The organism is Minwuia sp. IMCC3060 (genome assembly GCF_029909435.1).
Taxonomy (GTDB): domain Bacteria; phylum Pseudomonadota; class Alphaproteobacteria; order Minwuiales; family Minwuiaceae; genus Minwuia.
In genome coordinates this window covers 3395012-3414760 of record NZ_CP123782.1, presented here as the reverse complement: position 1 = coordinate 3414760, position 19749 = coordinate 3395012, and the positions used below count along the sequence as shown (strand labels likewise).

General features: G+C 66.9%; 18 protein-coding genes and 1 tRNA gene. 9 read left to right on the top strand and 10 right to left on the bottom strand.

Annotated features, from left to right (window positions below):
- The first annotated feature begins 6 nt into the window (after window positions 1-6).
- Entirely contained in the window at window positions 7-1053 is a 1047-nt protein-coding gene (locus QGV54_RS15955) for an iron ABC transporter permease (RefSeq protein ID WP_281019715.1), read from the top strand.
- Entirely contained in the window at window positions 1053-1808 is a 756-nt protein-coding gene (locus QGV54_RS15950) for an ABC transporter ATP-binding protein (RefSeq protein ID WP_281019716.1), read from the top strand. The genes QGV54_RS15955 and QGV54_RS15950 overlap by 1 nt, the downstream gene beginning before the upstream one ends.
- A 17-nt stretch (window positions 1809-1825) precedes the next feature.
- Here the strand turns inward: QGV54_RS15950 and acs are convergent, their stop codons facing one another.
- The 4 genes from acs to QGV54_RS15930 all read right to left on the bottom strand — a co-directional run bounded on the left by acs (window position 1826) and on the right by QGV54_RS15930 (window position 7055).
- Window positions 1826-3766, bottom strand: a complete 1941-nt coding sequence (gene acs / locus QGV54_RS15945) for an acetate--CoA ligase (protein ID WP_281019717.1) — start codon at window positions 3764-3766, stop codon at window positions 1826-1828.
- 117 nt (window positions 3767-3883) lie between these two features.
- On the bottom strand, window positions 3884-5332 hold the full coding sequence (locus tag QGV54_RS15940; RefSeq protein ID WP_281019718.1) for a TrkH family potassium uptake protein: 1449 nt from the start codon (window positions 5330-5332) through the stop codon (window positions 3884-3886).
- Between the two features lie 11 nt (window positions 5333-5343).
- The gene (apaG, locus tag QGV54_RS15935; RefSeq protein WP_281019719.1) at window positions 5344-5769 is read right to left on the bottom strand and encodes a Co2+/Mg2+ efflux protein ApaG; all 426 of its coding nucleotides are present in this window, start codon (window positions 5767-5769) and stop codon (window positions 5344-5346) included.
- 326 nt (window positions 5770-6095) lie between these two features.
- Window positions 6096-7055 (bottom strand): radical SAM protein, encoded by a 960-nt coding sequence (locus QGV54_RS15930; protein ID WP_281019720.1) that lies wholly within the window; start codon window positions 7053-7055, stop codon window positions 6096-6098.
- 245 nt (window positions 7056-7300) lie between these two features.
- Between QGV54_RS15930 and QGV54_RS15925 the strand changes: the two genes are divergently transcribed.
- Both QGV54_RS15925 and QGV54_RS15920 read left to right on the top strand, forming a co-directional pair.
- A tRNA-Gly gene (locus QGV54_RS15925) sits at window positions 7301-7374 on the top strand.
- Between the two features lie 81 nt (window positions 7375-7455).
- Complete coding sequence (locus tag QGV54_RS15920) at window positions 7456-9000, top strand: terminase (RefSeq protein WP_281019721.1); 1545 nt, start codon at window positions 7456-7458, stop codon at window positions 8998-9000.
- Between the two features lie 157 nt (window positions 9001-9157).
- On the opposite strand, the gene QGV54_RS15915 is transcribed toward QGV54_RS15920, so the two are convergent.
- Window positions 9158-9925: a crotonase/enoyl-CoA hydratase family protein gene (locus QGV54_RS15915; protein ID WP_281019722.1), complete on the bottom strand. Its 768-nt coding sequence runs from the start codon at window positions 9923-9925 to the stop codon at window positions 9158-9160.
- Between the two features lie 10 nt (window positions 9926-9935).
- Window positions 9936-10184 (bottom strand): hypothetical protein, encoded by a 249-nt coding sequence (locus tag QGV54_RS15910; protein WP_281019723.1) that lies wholly within the window; start codon window positions 10182-10184, stop codon window positions 9936-9938.
- Window positions 10185-10296: 112 nt separating this feature from the next.
- Here QGV54_RS15910 and folP point away from each other — a divergent pair, with 112 nt between their 5' ends.
- From folP to thiD, 3 genes are read left to right on the top strand one after another with little or no spacing between them, the layout of a single operon-like run.
- Window positions 10297-11385: a dihydropteroate synthase gene (gene folP / locus QGV54_RS15905; protein WP_281019724.1), complete on the top strand. Its 1089-nt coding sequence runs from the start codon at window positions 10297-10299 to the stop codon at window positions 11383-11385.
- Between the two features lie 53 nt (window positions 11386-11438).
- The gene (gene glmM, locus QGV54_RS15900; protein WP_281019725.1) at window positions 11439-12791 is read left to right on the top strand and encodes a phosphoglucosamine mutase; all 1353 of its coding nucleotides are present in this window, start codon (window positions 11439-11441) and stop codon (window positions 12789-12791) included.
- Window positions 12784-13593 (top strand): bifunctional hydroxymethylpyrimidine kinase/phosphomethylpyrimidine kinase, encoded by an 810-nt coding sequence (gene thiD, locus QGV54_RS15895; RefSeq protein WP_281019726.1) that lies wholly within the window; start codon window positions 12784-12786, stop codon window positions 13591-13593. Before glmM ends, thiD begins: the two co-directional genes overlap by 8 nt.
- On the opposite strand, the gene QGV54_RS15890 is transcribed toward thiD, so the two are convergent.
- The 4 genes from QGV54_RS15890 to QGV54_RS15875 all read right to left on the bottom strand — a co-directional run bounded on the left by QGV54_RS15890 (window position 13594) and on the right by QGV54_RS15875 (window position 17236).
- Window positions 13594-14367 (bottom strand): precorrin-6A/cobalt-precorrin-6A reductase, encoded by a 774-nt coding sequence (locus tag QGV54_RS15890; protein WP_281019727.1) that lies wholly within the window; start codon window positions 14365-14367, stop codon window positions 13594-13596.
- The gene (locus tag QGV54_RS15885; RefSeq protein ID WP_281019728.1) at window positions 14351-15436 is read right to left on the bottom strand and encodes a cobalt-precorrin-5B (C(1))-methyltransferase; all 1086 of its coding nucleotides are present in this window, start codon (window positions 15434-15436) and stop codon (window positions 14351-14353) included. The genes QGV54_RS15890 and QGV54_RS15885 overlap by 17 nt, the downstream gene beginning before the upstream one ends.
- Before the next feature lie 39 nt (window positions 15437-15475).
- A complete protein-coding gene (locus QGV54_RS15880; RefSeq protein WP_281019729.1) occupies window positions 15476-16297 on the bottom strand; it encodes an MBL fold metallo-hydrolase in 822 nt (273 codons plus the stop codon).
- 87 nt (window positions 16298-16384) lie between these two features.
- Entirely contained in the window at window positions 16385-17236 is an 852-nt protein-coding gene (locus tag QGV54_RS15875; RefSeq protein WP_281019730.1) for a class I SAM-dependent methyltransferase, read from the bottom strand.
- 156 nt (window positions 17237-17392) lie between these two features.
- Between QGV54_RS15875 and QGV54_RS15870 the strand changes: the two genes are divergently transcribed.
- The gene (locus tag QGV54_RS15870; RefSeq protein ID WP_281019731.1) at window positions 17393-18229 is read left to right on the top strand and encodes an LLM class F420-dependent oxidoreductase; all 837 of its coding nucleotides are present in this window, start codon (window positions 17393-17395) and stop codon (window positions 18227-18229) included.
- Between the two features lie 172 nt (window positions 18230-18401).
- Entirely contained in the window at window positions 18402-19697 is a 1296-nt protein-coding gene (gene ahcY / locus QGV54_RS15865) for an adenosylhomocysteinase (RefSeq protein ID WP_281019732.1), read from the top strand.
- Window positions 19698-19749: the final 52 nt, after the last annotated feature.

Below are 19749 nucleotides of genomic sequence, written 5' to 3'. Positions count from 1 at the left end.
GACACCATGACCAACGATACCTTTTCGCCCGCCAGCTATCAGGGCCTGACCGCACGGCGGCTGGTCGTGCTGGCCGCATCCACGCTGGTGCTGGGCCTGACGATCATTGCCGATATTCTGACCGGACCGGCCATGCTGGATGTCGGCGAGGTCGTGTCGGCGCTGTTCCGGCCCGGCGATGCCGACCGGGTTTCCGTTGCCATCATCCACGCCATCCGTCTGCCCATGACCTGCATGGCGTTGCTGGTCGGTGCGGCGCTGGGCCTGGCCGGGTCGCACATGCAGACCATCCTGGGCAACCCGCTGGCCAGCCCCTTTACGCTCGGCTTCTCGTCGGCGGCGGGCTTCGGGGCCGCGGCGGCGATCCTCACCGGGTTCTCGCTGCCCGTGTTCCCCGCCCTGTCGATCCCGGTCGCGGCCCTGTTCGCCTGCCTGGTCGCGGCGGTGCTGGTTTACGGTTTCTCCCGCATGCGGGGGTTGAGCGCGGAAGTCATGGTGCTGGCCGGGATCGCCACCATGTTCCTGTTCCAGTCGTTGCAGTCCATGGCCCAGTACATGGCATCGCCGGAGGTGTTGCAGCAGATCGTGTTCTGGCTGTTCGGATCGATGACCAAGGCCAACTGGACCAATGTACCCATCGCCGCACTGGTGGTTGCCGCCGGTGCCGCCCTGCTGATCCCCGACATGTGGCGGCTTACGGCCCTGCGCATGGGGGATGACCGTGCCGCGGCCATCGGGGTGGATGTCCGTCGCCTGCGTATCCGTGTCTTCGCCGTTGTCGCCCTGCTGACTGCCGGGGCGGTGGCCTTCGTCGGTACCATCGGTTTCGTGGGGCTGGTGGCCCCCCACATCGCCCGCATGCTGGTGGGGGAGGACCAGCGGTTCCTGCAACCCGTTTCGGCGCTGATGGGCGCGCTTGTCATGATGGGGGCATCCATCCTGTCGAAGGTGATTTCCCCCGGTTCGGTCATCCCCATCGGGATCGTCACCGCCGTCATCGGTGTGCCGTTCCTGTTCATTCTGATCATGCATGGCCGCAGGAGGTTCTGGTGATGCTTCGTCTGGGTAATCTGACGGTTCGCTATGGTGGGACACGGGTGCTGGACGGCATATCCGCCAGCCTGCGCCCCGGCACCTTCACTGCCCTGATCGGCCCGAACGGATCAGGCAAGTCCAGCCTGCTGCGGGCCGTGGCAGGGTTGCAGGCCCATGGCGGATCTGTCGCGCTGGGGGATCAGGTGCTCGACAGCCGCGCACGGGGGCGGGACATCGCCTACATGCCGCAGGACACCGGCGCGACATCGTCGCTGACCCTGCTGGAAGTGGTGCTGCTGGGCCGCATCCGCTCGTTGTCGCTGTCCGTTCCCCGCGACCTGATTGACGGCGCCCTGTCGGCACTGGCCCGTTTCGGGCTGGACGCGATCCAGCATCGCACGCTGGATCAGGTCAGCGGCGGGCAACGGCAGCTTGTCTTCCTGGCCCAGGCCATGTTCCGCAGCCCGAAGGTGCTGTTGCTGGATGAGCCGACGTCGGCGCTGGACCTGCGGCATCAGCTTGTCGTGCTGGAACAGGTCCGCCAGCGCGTGGCGACCGATGGCGTCATCGCGGTGGCGGCCATGCACGACCTGACCCAGGCGGCCAGCTTCGCCGACCGGATCCTGTGCCTTTCAGGGGGGCGGCTGGTCGGCGACGGGACACCGGCAGAAGTGCTGAAGGCGGGCCTGCTGCGCCGGACCTACCGTGTCCGCGCCGACATTCACGACGTCGGGCAGGGCATCCTGAGCGTGGTGCCCCGCAGCGCGATCTGACCCTGCCGGTGCTGCCGTCAGCTCCGGTTCTGGCGGTTCTCGATCAGGTCGTCGACCACGGCCGGATCCGCCAGGGTCGAGGTGTCGCCCAGACTGCCGAAATCATCCTCGGCGATCTTGCGAAGGATGCGGCGCATGATCTTGCCGGAGCGGGTCTTCGGCAGGCCGGGGGCCCACTGCAGCTTGTCGGGACTGGCGATGGGGCCGATTTCCTTGCGCACCCACTGCACCAGTTCCTTCTTCAACTCGTCGCTGCTCTCGACACCGGAATTCAGCGTGACATAGGCATAGATGCCCTGACCCTTCACATCGTGCGGATAGCCGACAACGGCGGCCTCGGCCACATTGGCGTGGGCGACCAGGGCGCTCTCGACCTCTGCGGTGCCCATGCGATGGCCGGAGACGTTGATGACGTCATCGACGCGACCGGTGATCCAGAAATAGCCGTCCTCGTCCCGGTTCGCCCCGTCGCCGGTGAAATAGCGCCCCGGATAGGTGGAGAAATAGGTCTGGATGAACCGTTCATGGTCGCCATAGACCGTGCGCATCTGCCCCGGCCAGCTGTCGGTGATGCAGAGGTTGCCGCTGGCGGCACCCTCCAGTTCCTTGCCCTGCTCGTCCACCAGAATGGGCTTGATGCCGAAGAAGGGGCGGGTGGCGGAGCCGGGCTTCAGGGCCGTGGCTCCGGGCAGCGGCGTGATCAGGATGCCGCCGGTTTCCGTCTGCCACCAGGTGTCCACGATGGGGCAGCGGGCGTCACCAACCACGTCGTAATACCACTGCCAGGCTTCCGGATTGATCGGTTCCCCGACGGAACCGAGCAGGCGCAGCGACTTGCGGCTGGCGGCCTTCACCGGGCCGTCGCCCGCACCCATCAGCGCGCGGATGGCGGTCGGCGCGGTATAGAACAGGCTGACATTGTGCTTGTCGCAGACCTGCCAGAAGCGGCCATTGTCGGGATAGTTCGGCACGCCTTCGAACATCAGCGTGATGGCACCATTGGCCAGCGGTCCGTAGAGGATATAGCTGTGGCCGGTGACCCAGCCGACATCGGCGGTGCACCAGTAGACCTCCCCCGGCCTGTAGTCGAAGACATATTCATGGGTCATGGAGGCATAGACCATGTAGCCGCCCGTGGTGTGCAGCACACCCTTCGGCTTCCCCGTCGAGCCGGAGGTATAGAGGATGAACAGCGGATCCTCAGCATTCATCGGCTCCGGCGGGCAGTCGGCGGACTGCGCCGCCGTCAGTTCCTCGTACCAGACGTCGCGGCTGTCGTTCCAGGCCACGTCTCCGCCGGTGCGCCGGACCACGACAACGGTCTTCACGTCAAGGCCGTGCCCGTCGATGGCGGCGTCCGTATTGGCCTTCAGCGGGATCTTGCGCCCGCCGCGCACCCCCTCATCCGCCGTGATCACGCAGGTGGACTCGCAATCCTCGATCCGTCCCGCCAGGGCCTCGGGGGAGAAGCCGCCGAAGACGACGGAATGCACCGCGCCGATGCGGGCGCAGGCCAGCATGGCGACCGCGGCTTCCGGAATCATCGGCATGTAGATGGTGACACGGTCCCCCTTCTGCACACCGCGCGCCTTCAGCCCGTTGGACAGGCGACAGACGCGTTCATGCAGGTCGCGGTAGGTGATGCTCTCGTCCTGGTCGGGCTCATCCCCCTCCCAGATGATCGCCGTCTGGTCGCCCTTGTCGGCCAGATGGCGGTCGAGGCAGTTGGCGGAGGCATTCAGTTCGCCATCGGCATACCACTTGATGTGCAGGTCATCCGCGTCGAAGGAGACGTCCTTCACCTGGGTGTAGTCCTTCGACCAGGTGATGCGCTTGCCGTGTTCCGCCCAGAAGCCCTCGTTGTCCTCAACGGAGCGCTTGTACATGGCCAGGTAGGTGTCGTTGTCCACGTGGGCGCTTGCCGCCCAATCGTCGCTGACGGGATAGGTATTTGCCATGGTGCGGTGTCCTCCGGGCGCGCGTTTCTTGTTGGCTGAAACGTGACATGCAAGACGCCTGTGCCGCAACGGTAAGCTTTGCCGCAATCGCTCGTCCGGTCGCGCCCCGGTTGCGGTTCAGGCCACCCAGAACCGGCGGGTGAACAGCACCAGAACGGTGAACAGTTCCAGCCGGCCCAGCAGCATGCCCGCCGACAGCAGCCATTTGGCGGTATCCGGCAGGGGCTGGAAATTGCCGCTGGGGCCGATGATGTCGCCCAGTCCGGGGCCGACGTTCGCCACGGCGGTCGCGGCGCCGGACAATGCCGTCGTCATGTCCAGACCGGTGAGCGTCAGCAGGAAGGCAAGGATCGCGAACACCATCGCGAACAGGAAGAAGTAGCTCATCACCGCGTCGGTCACATGGCTTTCGATGGGGCGACCGTTGAAACGTGGCACCAGCACGGAGTTGGGCCGGATCAGTTCCCGGATCTGCACCCGCGCATTCTCGAACATCACCCGGAAGCGGAAGATCTTGATGCCGCAACTGGTGGACCCGGCGCAGCCGCCGATGAACATGGCGAAGAAGAACACCACCGTCGCGGCGCGCCCCCACTCGCCATAATCGGCGGAGGCATAGCCGGTGCCGGTCATGACCGAGATGACGTTGAACAGCATCAGCCGCAGACCCTCCAGCGGTTCCACATGCAGGAACAGGTCGGTCAGCAGCGCCACCAGCGCCAGCAGCCCGCCGACGGTCAGGAAGAACCAGCGCACCTGGGTATCGCGCCACAGGGCCATCGGTCGCCCGCGTACCGCCTGCAGGTAGAGCACGAAGGGCAGCGACCCCAACACCATGAAGACGATGATGATCCATTCCATGTGCGGGTTGGCGAAGCCGCCCACCGAGGCGTCGCGGGTGGAGAACCCGCCGGTGGCGACGGTGGTCATGGCATGGGCCATGGCGTCGAAGGCCCCCAGCCCGGTGCCCCACAGCAACGCGGCACAGACCAGTGTCAGCACCAGATAGATCACGGCGGTCGCGCCGGCGATCTGCGCCGCGCGCGGCATGGCCTTGTCGGAGCTTTCCGAGCTTTCCATGCGGAAGAGCTGCATGCCGCCGATCTGCAGCAGCGGCAGCACGGCAATGGCGGTGACGATGATGCCGACCCCGCCAAGCCATTGCAGGATGGAACGCCAGATCAGGATGCCGGGCGGCGCATTGTCCAGCCCGATGATGACGGTGGAACCGGTGGTGGTCAGGCCCGACATGGCCTCGAAGAAGGCATCCGTATAGGACATCTCCAGTCCCGCCATGGCGAAGGGCAGCGCGGCCAGTGTCGGCAGCACCAGCCAGACGGAGGTGGTCAGCACGAAGGCCCCGCGCAGGGTCAGCCGGATGCCCCGCCGCCATGTGCAGGCCACCACCGTGCCGCCCACGAAACCGGATGCGGACGCCGCGGCCAGGAAGACCTGGTAGTCCGTGTTCCCTGCCATCAGGTCCACCGCCGCCGGGATCAGCATGGCAGCCGCCAGCATCACCGCGAAGATGCCGTTGATCAGGAATATGCCCCGGGGATCACCCATGCGGGTCCAATTCAGTTCAGTTGGGTGGCCCGGCGGGGCAGGTCGAGGGAGAAGGGCGGGATGGCGATGCGGAACCGCTCGCCGGTGCCGGACAGCATGCCGTAGTGCCCCACCATGATGCCGCTGGGCGTGCTCAGCGGGCAGCCGCTGGCGTAGGAAAAGCTCTGCCCCGGTTGCAGGATCGGTTGCTTGCCGATCACGCCGGGGCCTTCGACTTCCTCAACACGGCCATTGCCGTCGGTGATGTGCCAGTAGCGGTCCAGCAACTGCACCGTGTCCTGGCCCCCGTTCTCGATCGTCACCTCATAGGCCCAGACGTAGCGGCTCTTTGCCGGTTCCGACTGTTTCGCCAGATACACGGGCTTCACACGCACCGTCAGGTCGCCGGTGCGGGCGACATAGCGGCCATCGGTATCGAATTGCTGTTCTGCGGACATGCCGCGGAGTATCCGGCGCACCCCGTTGATTGTCCAGCGAGCGGATTGCCGGATCAGCAGTTTGCACGCGTCTTGCCGGAACCGGCGTGCCGCACCGGGGTTGGAGACTGGGCTCGCGGATCAAGTCCGCGAGCGTCGTGGTGGGGAGGGCACGCGGCCACAGACGGTAGGGATCGCCCGTGTGAACGGAACAGGACAGTGCAATCGCCGCACGGCCACCACCTCCCCAAGACGTCTTGCCCGGACTTGATCCGGGCATCCAGCGTGCCGCATCAGTGTGGGGGACTGGACGGGCGAGTCACGCCCGCGCGGTCCCGGCACCTGTTTCAGCCGACACTGCACGACCCCCCGCCCAGCACGCAGAACCGCGCGCAATGGGGGTGGTTCAGCGGCACGTCGGCGGCGGCCTGTTCCAGTGTTTCACCCAGGTCGAAGCGTTCGTCGTAGGGCAGCAGGGTGCAGGGCACCACGGTCGCCGCCGGCTCCCCCTTGCGTTTCACCACCATGCGCGAGGTGGCGCACATCATCGCATCGGGGCTGACGTTCAGGATGCCCCAGCAGGCGGTGGTGATCTCCGGCACGTCCGCCGAGCCGTCCATTTCCGGGAACAGCACCAGCCGCTCCGGGTCCTGCGCGTCGATGCCGATGTTGCGCTCCGCGAACAACCGCGCGAACCCGGCGCGCAACAGTGCCTCCGTTTCCTGCCACATGGTGCGCCCGGCCACCGAGAGATGAAACCCGTTCGCCGCCAGCCAGTCGAGGCCGGGCAGCATGCGTTCCCAGGCGTGGCTCCCGCGTTCCAGCTCGTGCAGCCGTGCCGCGTAATGGTCGATGGAGACCCGCACCCGAAGCTGTTCCCCGAACTCCTGCCGCAGCGCCAGCAGACCATCGGCGCACTTCATCATCGGCCGCATGGCGTTGGTCAGCACCAGCACGCGATAGCCCCGGCTGAGCGCGTCGCGCAGCATCGGCAGGAAGTCCGGATTCATGAACGGCTCCCCGCCCGTGAAACCGATCTCCGCGGTGCCGCCGCGCGCGTCCGCCTCGTCCAGGAACCGCTGCACCTCCGCCGCCGTCAGATAGACGAGGCGGTCATTGCTCGGGCTGGACTCGATGTAGCAGTTGGCGCATTCCAGATTGCACAGGGTGCCGGTATTGAACCACAGCGTCGCCAGCCGCTTCAGCGCCACGGAGGCCCGTGTGCTGCCATCGGCAGTGGTCGCCGGATCGCGGAACTTTGCCGGGTCGATGCCCGGATGGACGGGGTTCAGCGCGGCATCGGTCATGGTCACTCCCGGTCTGTTCCGGCACGGTCGGGACAAGACATTGATTCGCCTCACCCTCCGCCCGGCATCCGGCGAAGGTGGGCAGGTCCGCCCCCCTTGTCAACGCGCTGCCCCCGCCGCTCACGCGGGGGTGATGGGGACGTGTGAGGCCGATTGCACCACTGCACCCGCGCAGCCCCGCTTGCCAGCGCCCCTGATTCCGGTTATGCGCTTGTCCGTGGCTGACGCGCTGGCGAGGCCACCCGGCGGGTATGATGTAATGGTAGCCTGTCAGCTTCCCAAGCTGAACGCGGGGGTTCGATTCCCCCTACCCGCTCCAACTGTCCACATCCCCCGGAACTCATTTCCATTCAGGCACCTAGGGTCCATGGCATCGCAGCCATGAACCGGAGGTCGCCTTGTGACAGCGCCAGATTCCGAGACCGCCAGACCCGCCCCGAGCCGACGCCGCAAGACCGCCGCGCCGGAGACTGATCCGCAGGCCGTCGCCAGAGAGCATGCCCTCGACCAGCGGCTTTCCGTCTTTCGCAATGATCCGCTGGGCTTCGTGCGCTGGGCCTTTCCGTGGGGGCGGAAGGGGACGCCGTTGAGTCGGCACATGGGGCCGGACCGCTGGCAGGCCGAGGTGCTGGACGCCATCGGCGCGCGGCTTCGGGCTGGGCTGAGGACGGAACAGCCCACCGACCCGACCCTGATCGCGGTGTCCAGCGGCCATGGCGTGGGCAAGTCGGCGCTGGTGTCCTGGCTGGTGCTCTGGGCCATCGCCACCATGGAGGACACGCGTGGTACGGTCACCGCCAATACCGAGACCCAGTTGCGCACCAAGACCTGGGCGGAGCTGTCGAAGTGGCATCGGCTGGCGCGGGTGCGGCACCGGTTCAGCCAGATGTCGAACTCGATCCGGGCGAAGGCGGCGGGCAGTTCCGGCAACTGGCGCATCGACATGGTGCCCTGGTCGCTGACCCAGACGGAAGCCTTTGCGGGGCTGCACAATCTGGAGAAACGGCTGCTGCTGGTCTTCGACGAGGCCAGCGCTATTCCCGACCTGATCTGGGAGGTGACGGAGGGATCGCTGATCGACCGGGGGACGGAGATCGTCTGGGTGGTCTTCGGCAATCCGACCCAGACCACGGGGCGGTTCTTCGACTGCTTCCACGGGCTGCGCCACCGCTGGCAGTGCTGGACGGTGGATTCGCGCTCGACCCGCCTGACCAACAGCATCCAGATCGACCGCTGGATTGCCGACTATGGTCCCGATTCGGACTTCGTGAAGGTGCGGGTGAAGGGGGAGTTCCCCGCCACCAGCGTGCGCCAGTTCATACCCGCGCGGCTGGTGGATGCGGCACGGGCGCGACAGGGGGAGGTGGATCTGGACCCGGAGGCGCCGCGTGTGATGGGGGTGGATGTGGCCCGCTTCGGCGACGATTGCTCCGTCATCCTGCTGCGCCAGGGCAACCGGGTCGTCGGCGAGATCGAGCGTCACCAGGGTCTCGACCTGATGCAGTTCGCCGCCATCGTCAACGACCGGATCGAGTTGTGGAAACCCAATGGCGTCTTCGTAGACGGGGCAGGCGTGGGCGGCGGCGTGGTGGACCGGCTGCGGCAGCTGGGCCGCAAGGTGCATGACGTCAATGGCGGCAGCGCCCCGCGCCAGCGCCGGGACTATGCCAACCGCCGGGCGGAGATGTGGGACCGGATGCGCAAGTGGCTGCGCACCGGCGCGCTGCCCGACGACGCTGACCTGATCAGCGACCTGAAGGGACCGGAGTACGGCTTCGACAGCACCGGCCATATCCTGCTGGAGAAGAAGGAGAAGATGAAGGCGCGGGGCCTGGCCAGCCCCGATGCGGCGGACGCTCTGGCCCTCACCTTCGCCGACCCGGTCGCCGCCAACCGCAGGCTGCATCAGCGGTTCATGGCCCGGACGACTTTCAACCCGCTGTAGGGGTGCGCAAGTCGCCCAGTCCCGTTCCACGCCTCACCCAGGCCTGACCCGGGTGTCCGGTCTCCCACGTTCGTGCGGCACTGCTGGGCCGCCGGATCAAGTCCCGCGGCGGTGTCTGTTCCTACAAGGCGGCGATGCGGTGGGTTTTCTCTCCGCCTCACTCCTCGTGAAAGCGGCCGCCGCGTCCGTCGCCGGCGCTGAAGCGGCTGGCACCGGCCTGTGCCTCCGTGTGCTTCGCGGCCTCGGCACGGACCGCCTCGGCCATCAGGGCCTCGGCCTCGCTGCTGTCGAAGGCGGCCCAGGCGGAGGCGCGGTCGGCGCGCATGGCCAGCGGCGGGTGGCGCACGATCTCCTCCGCCAGCGCGCGGGCGTCGTTCAGGGCTTCACCCGCAGCCGCCCGCCGGTCGGCCAGACCGATGGCCAGTGCCTCGTCGATGCGGACCTCCCGCCCGGTCAGCAGCATGTCCAGTGCACGGGAACGGCCAACCACGTGGGGCAGGCGGGTCGGGGTGCCGTCGCTCATCGGCACGCCGAAGCGGCGGCAGAAGACGCCGAAGACCGCCGTCTCGCCGGCCACGCGCAGGTCAGCCCAGAGGGCCACGCCCAGCCCACCGGCAACCGCATGTCCTTCCACCGCCGCGATCACCGGCTTGGTGCAGGGGCGGCTGAGCGGGCCATCGGTCCCGGCCCAGGCCTGGTAGGTCGCGCCCTCGCTGGCGAGTTGCTTCAGATCGGCCCCGGCGCAGAACCGCCCGCCCGCGCCGGTCAGCAGCACGGCGGCGATGGCGTCATCCGCCTCCACCTCCGCAATGGCCCGGCCCAGCGCGGCCGCCGCCTTCGGGTCCAGCGCGTTGCGGGCCTGCGGGCGGTCGATGGTGACGGTGGCTATGGCGCCGTCGCGGGCAAGCAGGATGCCGTCCGTCATGGCTGTGACCTCAGTTGGCGGGGCCGTCGGTGCCGTCCGCGCCCAGCAGCTCCACCATGTCGCGCAGCGCGTCCTTGGCGGCGGAACCCAGCGTGGTCTGCATCGACTGCACAAGGGTGGCCATGACGGCGGCGGAGAAGATCTCCCGGTCCAGCCCCTGTTCCGCGCATTCCTCCAGCGCCTTGTCGAGGTTGCGGGTGATGATCTCGGCGGCTTCCGCCAGCTTCTGCGGGGTCGCGGGGTCGTCGAACGTGTTCACGGTGTCTGCTCCGGCTGAAAAGTGTGGTTGCCATCAACAGAGCCGATAACGGACGCTCCGACAACCACCAAGGAAGCTTGCCGATGTTCCCGGCTTGGGCTAGGCGCAGGGGATGACACGCGAAACCGGCATAGGCGAATGGCGGACGGTCGCCCGGGCGGAGGATCTGGCCCTGGCGGACGCGCGGCTCTACGCGTTGCCGCACCGCGATCCGGCCGGGGAACTGCTGGCCGTCGATATCCTCAGCCGGGCGGAGACGGTGCGCCGCTGGCGCACGGGCCGCGACGGCGCCGTTGCCCTTGCCACGGCACTGCCGGGCGACGCAGGACCCGCACTGATGGTGGCCCTGCGGGGGATCGAGGCGGCGACCGTGCGGCGTCGGGCGACACGTCCCCGCGTCATGGGCATCGTCAATGTCACCCCGGACAGTTTCTCCGACGGGGGCCTCGCCGCCGAACATGATGCGGCCATCGCGCGCGGGCGGCAGTTGGCGGCGGAGGGCGCGGCGATCATCGACGTCGGCGGCGAATCCACCCGGCCCGGCGCCGAGCCGGTGGCGGAGGCGGAGGAATGGCGACGGGTCGAGCCGGTGCTGCGGACGCTGCTCGCCGACGGGCTGACGGTCTCCATCGACACCCGCAAGGCCCGGATCATGACCCAGGCCGCCGGACTGGGCGTGCCGGTCATCAATGACGTCAGCGCGCTGGGGCATGATCCTGCGTCACTCGGGGCCGCTGCGGCGACCGGCGCGGACATCGTGCTGATGCATTCTCAGGGCGATCCGACGGTGATGCAGCAGAACCCGACCTATGATGACGTGGTGCTGGATGTCTTCGACGAATTGCGGCTGCGGATCGGGGCCTGCAGTGCCGCCGGTATCCCGCAGGGGCGGCTGATCGCCGATCCGGGCATCGGTTTCGGCAAGACCTTCCCGCAGAACCTGGCGCTGCTGCGGCACCTGCCGCTGTTCGAGGGGCTGGGCGTGCCGCTGCTGGTGGGGGCAAGCCGCAAGGGCTTCATTGGCTGGCTGACCGGGGTGAAGACCGCCGGGGACCGTCTGGGCGGATCGCTGGGGGCGGCGCTGTTCGCGGCGTCGGTGGGGGCGGACATCCTGCGGGTGCACGACGTGCGTGCGACAGTGGAGGCCCTGACCGTGACCGGTGCCGCCGCCCATGGACAAGCCCCCGCCGGTTCGGCCTAATCTCGGGAAGGGACAGGAATCGACATGACGAAGCAATTTGCCGGAATCAGGACATGACGCGGAAACTATTTGGTACGGACGGCATCAGGGGCAGGGCCAACACGGCGCCGATGACGGCTGAGACGGCGCTGGCTGTCGGTCTGGCAGCGGGGCGCATCTTCACCCGTGGGGCCCACAAGCATCGTGTGGTGATCGGCAAGGACACCCGTCTTTCCGGCTACATGCTGGAACCGGCACTGGCGGCGGGTTTCACCTCCGTCGGCATGGATGTTGTCATGGTGGGGCCGTTGCCGACACCGGCCATCGCCATCCTCACCCGGTCCCTGCGCGCCGACATGGGCGTGATGATCTCCGCCTCCCACAATGCGTTCGAGGACAATGGCATCAAGCTGTTCGGTCCCGACGGCTTCAAGCTGTCCGACGAGACCGAACTGGAGATCGAGGCGGAGATGGAGAAGACGGGGGAGATCGGCCTGGCCGACTCCCACGATCTGGGCCGCGCCAAGCGGCTGGAGGATGCGGGCGGGCGCTATATCGAGTTCGTGAAGAACACCTTTCCGCGCGGGCGCACCCTGAACGGCCTGAAGGTCGTGGTCGATTGCGCCAATGGTGCGGCCTACAAGGTCGCCCCGATGGCCCTGTGGGAACTGGAGGCCGACGTGGTCTCGGTCGGCGTCGCGCCGAACGGGCTGAACATCAATGCCGGCTGCGGCTCCACCGCGACGGAGATGCTGCGCGAGAAGGTGCTGAAGCTTGGGGCCGACGTCGGGATCGCGCTGGACGGGGACGCGGACCGGCTGATCATGGTCGACGAGAAGGGGCAGGAGGTCGATGGCGACCGGCTGATGGGCCTCATCGCCTCCCACTGGGCGGCGAAGGAACGGCTGAAGGGCGGCGGACTGGTGGCCACCGTCATGTCGAACCTGGGGCTGGAGCATTACATGAACAGCCTTGGCCTTGATCTGGTCCGGACCCAGGTCGGGGACCGCTATGTCGTCGAGCAGATGCGGGCAAAGGGCTACAATGTCGGTGGCGAGAAGTCCGGCCATATCGTCCTGACCGACTATGCGACGACCGGCGACGGCACCCTTGCCGCGCTGCAGGCGCTGGCGGCCATCGCGGAGACGGGCAAGCCGGTTTCCGAAGCGGTGGCGCTGTTCGATCCGCTGCCGCAGGTGCTGAAGAATGTCCGCTTCGGTGCCGGTGCGCCGCTGGAGGAGAAGCAGGTGAAGGCGGCCATCGCGGAGGGTGAGGCGCGGCTGGAAGGCACGGGTCGTGTGCTGATCCGCAAGTCGGGCACCGAACCCGTCATCCGCGTCATGGCGGAGGGCGAGGACGAAGGCCTGGTCGGCAATGTGGTCGACGACATCTGCGACGCGATCAAGGCGGTTTCCGCCGGTGCATGACCGCAAGGCTCCGGGCCGGGTCCTGATCATCGCCGGATCCGATTCCGGCGGTGGTGCGGGTATCCAGGCCGACATCAAGACGGTGACCGCGCTTGGCGGCTACGCGGCGACCGCGATCACGGCACTGACAGCGCAGGACACCCAAACGGTTCATGCGATCCAGGAAATCCCGGATGCCTTCATCGCGCAGCAGATCGCCCTGGTGGCCGATGACATCGGTGCCGACTGCGTCAAGACCGGGATGCTGCATCGGTGTTCGGTCATCGAGACAGTGGCTGCGACGCTGGACGCGCACCTGGCCGGTGTGCCGGTGGTGATCGATCCGGTGATGGTGGCCAAGGGCGGTGCGCGGCTGCTCGACGATGACACCACCGAAAGCCTCATGACGCTGCTGTTGCCCCGCGCGACGCTGCTGACCCCGAACCTGCCGGAGGCCGAGGTGCTGACCGGAATGACCATCACCACGGTTGCGGACATGGAGCGGGCGGCGGAGAAGCTGCTCGCCGCCGGTGCCCGTGCGGTGATGCTGAAGGGCGGACACCTGCAGGGACCGGAACTGACCGATCTGCTGCTGACCCGCGATGGTGAACGGCACGTGTTCAGCGGCCAGCGCATCGATACCCGCAACACCCACGGGACGGGCTGCACCACGGCCTCCGCCGTCGCCTGCGGTATCGCGCAGGCCATGTCGCTGCCTGATGCCGTGGACCGCGCCCGCGATTACGTGCGCAAGGCGATCCTGACCGCGCCGGGCCTGGGGGGCGGACACGGCCCGCTGAACCACGGCCATACGTTCGGCTGATCAGTCACCGCGCCCTGTCTGCAGTCCATCCAGCCAGGCCAGCACCTCCGGTATGGTCTGTGCCACCTGCGGCGTCGGGCTCGCGGGGCGCGCGACCATGATGACCGGCAGACCCGTCTGCGCTGCTGCGGCGATCTTGGCCCAGCCCGCATCGCCGCCGCTGTTGCGGGCGACCAGGTGGGTTGTCCGGGTTTCGGCCAGCAGGCGGCCCTCTTCCTCCGGGGACGTGCCGGGTGGCGCAATGATCCAGCGCGCGTCGGGCAGCAGCCCATCGGGCGGGGCCTGCAGCGTGCGCACCACCAGTCGCGCGGGGTGACCGTGAAACGCGGCCAGGTGGCGCTGGCCCAGGGCAAGGAAGCCGGTCGCATCAGTCGGCAGCAACCGGGCCGCATCGGGGAGGTCCGCGGCGGGGATCCATCTGGCTCCTGTCGGCGGGCTCCAGGGCGGGCGCAGCAGCCGCACCATCGGCAGCGCCATGTCCCCTGTCACTTGGCTGACGGTGCGCGACATCCGTGCGGCGAAGGGATGGGTCGCGTTGACCACCACATCGATCCGTTCCTCACGCAGGTAGGCCGCGAGACCCTCCACGCCGCCGAAGCCGCCACTGCGCACCGCTGCGGCAAATCCCTTCGCCTGCCGGGTCACGCCGGCGAGCGATACCGTGACCCGCCAGCGCGGGTCATCGGCCAGGGCACGGTCAAGCGCACCTGCTTCCGCCGTGCCCGCCAGCAGCAGGACGTTCAGCGGCCTGTTCCTCTCACCTGGCGTGGGCAACGATCTGCCCCTGTCTGTCGGTGATCATCAGATCAACCTGGATCGGGGCACCTGCGAGCTGTTTCAGCGCGCGGGCCCGGCAGTTCCGTGCGATGGCCGGGGCCAGTTCGATGCCGGCCTCCATGGCCAGATCCAGTGCCTGCTTCGCGGTATTGGCCTGGGCGATCCTTCCGGCAATGTCAGCCGACGCGCCCAGTTCCGTTGCCGTACGGGCGAGCGCGGGGAGATCGACCTGGCTGCGCCCCGAATGCAGGTCATTGGCCCCCTGGGAGAACTTGACCAGCTTGCCGAAGCCGCCCGCGATGGTCAGCCGCGGCAGAGGATGATCGCGCAGGTACTTCAGTGTGCCGCCGATGAAATCCCCCATGTCGAGGATCGCCGACGTCTCCAGCCCGTAGTGGCGAATCACCGCTGCCTCCGATGTGGAACCGGTGGCTGCCGCCACATGCGCCGTGCCACAGGCGCGCGCCACATCGATGCCGCGATGGATGGAGGCGATCCAGGCGGAGCAGGAGAAGGGCCGGACGATGCCCGTTGTGCCCAGGATCGACAGCCCGCCCTCGATTCCCAGCCGACCGTTCCAGGTCTGTCTGGCCAGTTCCGCACCGCAGGGGACAGAGACCTCGATCTCGACGTCGCCGGTACCTCCGAGGTCGCTCGCCACCTCGAAGATCACCGTGCGCATCATGTCCCGCGGGACCGGGTTGATCGCGGGTTCGCCAGGGGGCAGCGGCAGACCGGGGCGTGTCACCGTGCCGACCCCGTCACCTGCCCGGAAGCGGACGCCGGATCCCGGCGGACCGTGTCGCACCGTGGCGATGATCAGTGCCTGATGGGTGACATCCGGATCGTCGCCCGCATCCTTGATGATCCCGGCGGTGGCATAGCCTTCGCCGCGCCCCATATAGGCAAGCGCGAACTCCGGTGTCTGGCCTTTCGGCAGGGTGATGCCGACGGGGTCGGGAAAACGGCCGGAGAGAAGGGCCTGATAGGCGGCCTTCGTTGCCGCTGTCGCACATGCGCCAGTGGTCCAGCCTGTTCGCAGCTTGCCTGTCGGTCGATCCGTCATGGGCCGCAGTCTAGCGGGTTCCTGCGCCGGAGGCGTGGTTCAACAGGTGATCTTCAGCAGGTCGTGTGACACCGAGATCGTTCCGTCGAAGCAGGCGCGGGCGTCCGCCGCCCATTCCTCCTCGCGCCCCGGGGGCGGGGGCGGCACGAAATGGTTCAGCACCAGATGTCCGACATTGCAGCGCGTGGCGGTCTGTCCGGCCTGCGCCACGTCCGAATGGTAGTCGATGACATCCCGCATCCGCGGGGCGGGGGCCTGGCTGATGAGGTCGCTGCGGATCACGGTCTGGACATATATGTCCGCGTCCTGACAGATCGCGTCGAGGCCGTCGCAGGGAACCGTGTCGCCTGCGATTGCCACCACCTTGCCCTCGGCCTCGATCCGGAAGCCGAGCGTCGGGTGGACGGGACTGTGGTCCGTCGGCATGGCAAGGATGCGTACGCCCTCCTCCTCCAGCACCGCGCCGGGTTCCAGTTCACGGGTCTCGACCCGGGGGCCTTCCGTCAGGTCCTCATGGTGCGCGATCCGATAGCCGATATCGGTCTCCAGGGTCGCCAATGTCCGGTCTGAGAACTGTCGGGACCCGACCGGACCGAAGACACGCAAGGGGTTCGGACCGGGGCTCATGACCCAGCGGGTGGTGATCACGTCGTTGAAATCGGTGGTGTGGTCGCTGTGCAGGTGGGTCAGGAACAGGGCCGAGATGTTCTGTGCCCCGAAGCCCGCTGCGGCGGCGCGCATCAGAACGCCGCGCCCGCAGTCGAACAGGAAGCGTTGCTGTCCCACCTGCACCAGCGTCGACGGTCCCGCCCGATCCGGGTGCGGCATCGGCGAACCACTGCCCAGAATGATGACGTCCATGCTCGATCTCCCCAATGAAACACTACGCTGGCACCAGTGTCGGGCAGCAGGCGCGAAACCACAAGCCGGAGCGGCTGGTCGGGTCGGTCAGCGCCGTTCCGCGATCATCCACATGTTGTCGGATGTGGGCATGTGGTCGAAGAAATTGAAGCGGCGGACGGACAGGCCGACACCTTCGATCATCTGGCGCAGGCTGGCGGGGGTGAAATAGTTCACGTGGTCGGGGAACCGGAAGCCGGACCACTCCAGTCCCATGATCGGGCGCATGACAGACGAATAGTTCGGCACCTTGATGATGGCGATGCCGCCCGGGGCCAGGGTGCGCGCGATCTCCGTCATGACCTCGCGCGGCTGCACTTCATGCTCCAGATAGGACCGCAGGGTGGCGGCGCTGAAGAAGCCGTCATCGAACTGTTTCAGACCATCCAGCGAAGACGCATTGACCGCCCTGCCGCCCTTGGTCCGGAACAGTGTGTCGGCCTGGGCCGCGATCTCTTCCTCGATCTCGATGCCGAAAGGCACGAACTGGTCCGGCAGGGCCGCCAGCCGCTTGCCGCCAGCGCAGCCGATATCGATCACGTTGCCGGGACGGGCAAAGCGGATGGTCAGGTCATCGACCTGCTTGCGCGGAAACATGTGCAGCCGGAACCGGGTCAGCTTGGATGCGCGGTAGCTCAGCGGCCGTGCCTTCTTGCGCCGCTTCTCCTCCCGCTTCCAGTTCTTCTGCCAGGCCAGGGTTCGGAACAGCTCGTCATAGACCGGTGCCTTCTCCAGATAGACGAAGCCGCAGTCGCTGCAGTCCTTGATGGTCCAGGGGTCGCGGGAATGGCGTGCGGCGCGCGCGGTATTGTCGGTTCCGCACTGGGGACAGGCACGCGTCTGCACGCGGATGGCACCGACATCTTCCAGTTCGACCTGTTCGATCGCGCCTACGGTCATGTTTCGCAGCCCTTGTCCGGTGTCCAAGCGACAAGGGATACATTCAGCGCCCGTGCCTGTCGAGGCTGCCTCCGGCACACGGACTGGATAATGTGGTTTCAGACGCTACCATCCCCCTTCAGAATCCTATTACATCCGACAGAAGGAACCTCAGGCATGAAGTTTGGCACGTTCTTCTTTCCCACAGCCTATGCCATCGACGTCGTCGATCTGGCCAAGGAACTGGAGGATCGCGGCTTCGAATCCCTTTTCCTCTGCGAGCACACGCATATTCCCGTCAGCCGCGAGACCGCGTTTCCCGGTGGCGGTGAACTGCCCGAGAAATATGCCCACACGCATGATCCCTTCGTGGCCCTGTCCTTTGCGGCGGCGGCGACACGGACGCTGACGCTGGGGACCGGGATCAGCCTGATCACCCAGCGTGATCCGATCGTGACGGCGAAGGCGGCGGCCAGTCTGGACCTGCTTTCCGGGGGCCGTTTCGTGCTGGGAGCTGGCGGCGGCTGGAACCTGGAAGAAATGCGCAACCACGGCACGGACCCGAAGACCCGGTTCAAGGTGCTGGAAGAACGGCTGAAGGCGATCAAGGCTCTCTGGACGGAGGAGGAGGCGGAGTTCCATGGGGACTTCGTGGATTTCGACCCTGTCTGGTCCTATCCGAAGCCCGCCACGCAACCGCATCCGCCCATCCTGATCGGCGGCGAGACCGACCACACGATCCGCCGGGTCGTGGAATTCGCCGACGGCTGGTTCCCGCGCGCGAACTACAGCTTCGATCCGGCGGAGGGCATGTCCCGCCTGCGCAAGGCCGCTGATGCAGCCGGTCGGTCGATGTCCACCCTGTCGGTCACCGTCTTCCGTGCCATCCCCGAACCGGCGCATATCGAAGCCTGTCGGGAAGCCGGAATTGACCGTGTCCTGTTCGATGTCCCCGACAAGGGGCGTGACGAGGTGCTGACCCTGCTGGACGGCTACGGCAAGCTGATGGGATGAGGTGCGCGTGCGCAAGGTCGGTTGCGGCGCCCAGGCTGCGACAACGCCGCTTCCTTGCCCCTTGTCCCCAAGCTTGGTAGACACCGCGCCAGCCAAGTAATTCTGCACCGCTTTCACCTTCCGGCAGGGGCCGGAAGCGCGGAACGGTGCCATTCAAGATCCGGAGCAGATGATGAGCACTTTTACCGACTACAAGGTCGCCGACATGGGCCTGGCGGACTGGGGCCGCAAGGAGATCGCCATCGCCGAGACCGAGATGCCCGGCCTGATGTCGCTGCGTGAGGAATTCGGCGCGTCCAAGCCGCTGAAGGGCGCACGCATCGCCGGCTGCCTGCACATGACCATCCAGACCGCGGTGCTGATCGAGACCCTGACCGCGCTGGGCGCGGAGATCCGCTGGTCGTCGTGCAACATCTTCTCCACCCAGGACCAGGCCGCTGCAGCCATTGCCGCCGCCGGTATCCCCGTCTTCGCCTGGAAGGGCATGGATGACGATGAGTTCTGGTGGGCCATCGACATGACGATCGAGGGGCCGGACGGCTGGCGTCCCAACATGATCCTGGATGATGGCGGTGATCTGACCCAGCGCATGCACGAGAACTTCCCGGAGCTGCTGGACGACGTGCGTGGCCTGTCGGAGGAAACCACAACAGGCGTGCATCGCCTCTACGAGATGGCGAAGGCCAAGACCCTGAAGGTTCCGGCCATCAACGTGAACGACTCCGTGACCAAGTCGAAGTTCGACAACCTCTACGGCTGCCGCGAGAGCCTGGTCGACGGCATCAAGCGGGCCACAGACGTGATGCTGGCCGGCAAGGTCGCCGTGGTCTGCGGCTTCGGCGACGTGGGCAAGGGTTCCGCCGAGAGCCTGCGCAGCCAGGGTGCCCGGGTGATCGTCACGGAGATCGATCCGATCTGCGCGCTGCAGGCCGCCATGGAAGGCTACGACGTCAAGACGATGGAAGATGTTGCGGGCACCGCGGACATCTTCGTCACCGCCACCGGCAACAAGGACGTGATCACCGTCGATCACATGCGGGACATGAAGGACCGCGCCATTGTCTGCAACATCGGCCACTTCGATTCGGAGATCCAGGTCGCGGGTCTGCGCAACTACACCTGGCACAACGTGAAGCCGCAGGTCGACGAGGTCGAGTTCCCTGACGGCAAGCGCCTGATCCTGCTGGCCGAGGGCCGGCTGGTGAACCTGGGCTGTGCCACGGGTCATCCGAGCTTCGTCATGAGTGCGTCCTTCACCAACCAGGTCCTGGCGCAGATCGAACTGTGGGAGAACCACAAGAACTACGACCGTGAAGTCTATGTGCTGCCGAAGCATCTGGACGAGAAGGTCGCGGCATTGCATCTCGCGCGTCTGGGCGTGAAGCTGACCCAGCTCTCTGATGAACAGTCGAAGTACCTTGGCATCCCTGCCGTCGGCCCGTTCAAGCCGGAACATTACCGCTACTGACCACGGGGCCGCGTTTCGGTTACTTTTCTTCAATCTTCCCGGTGGCCTAATA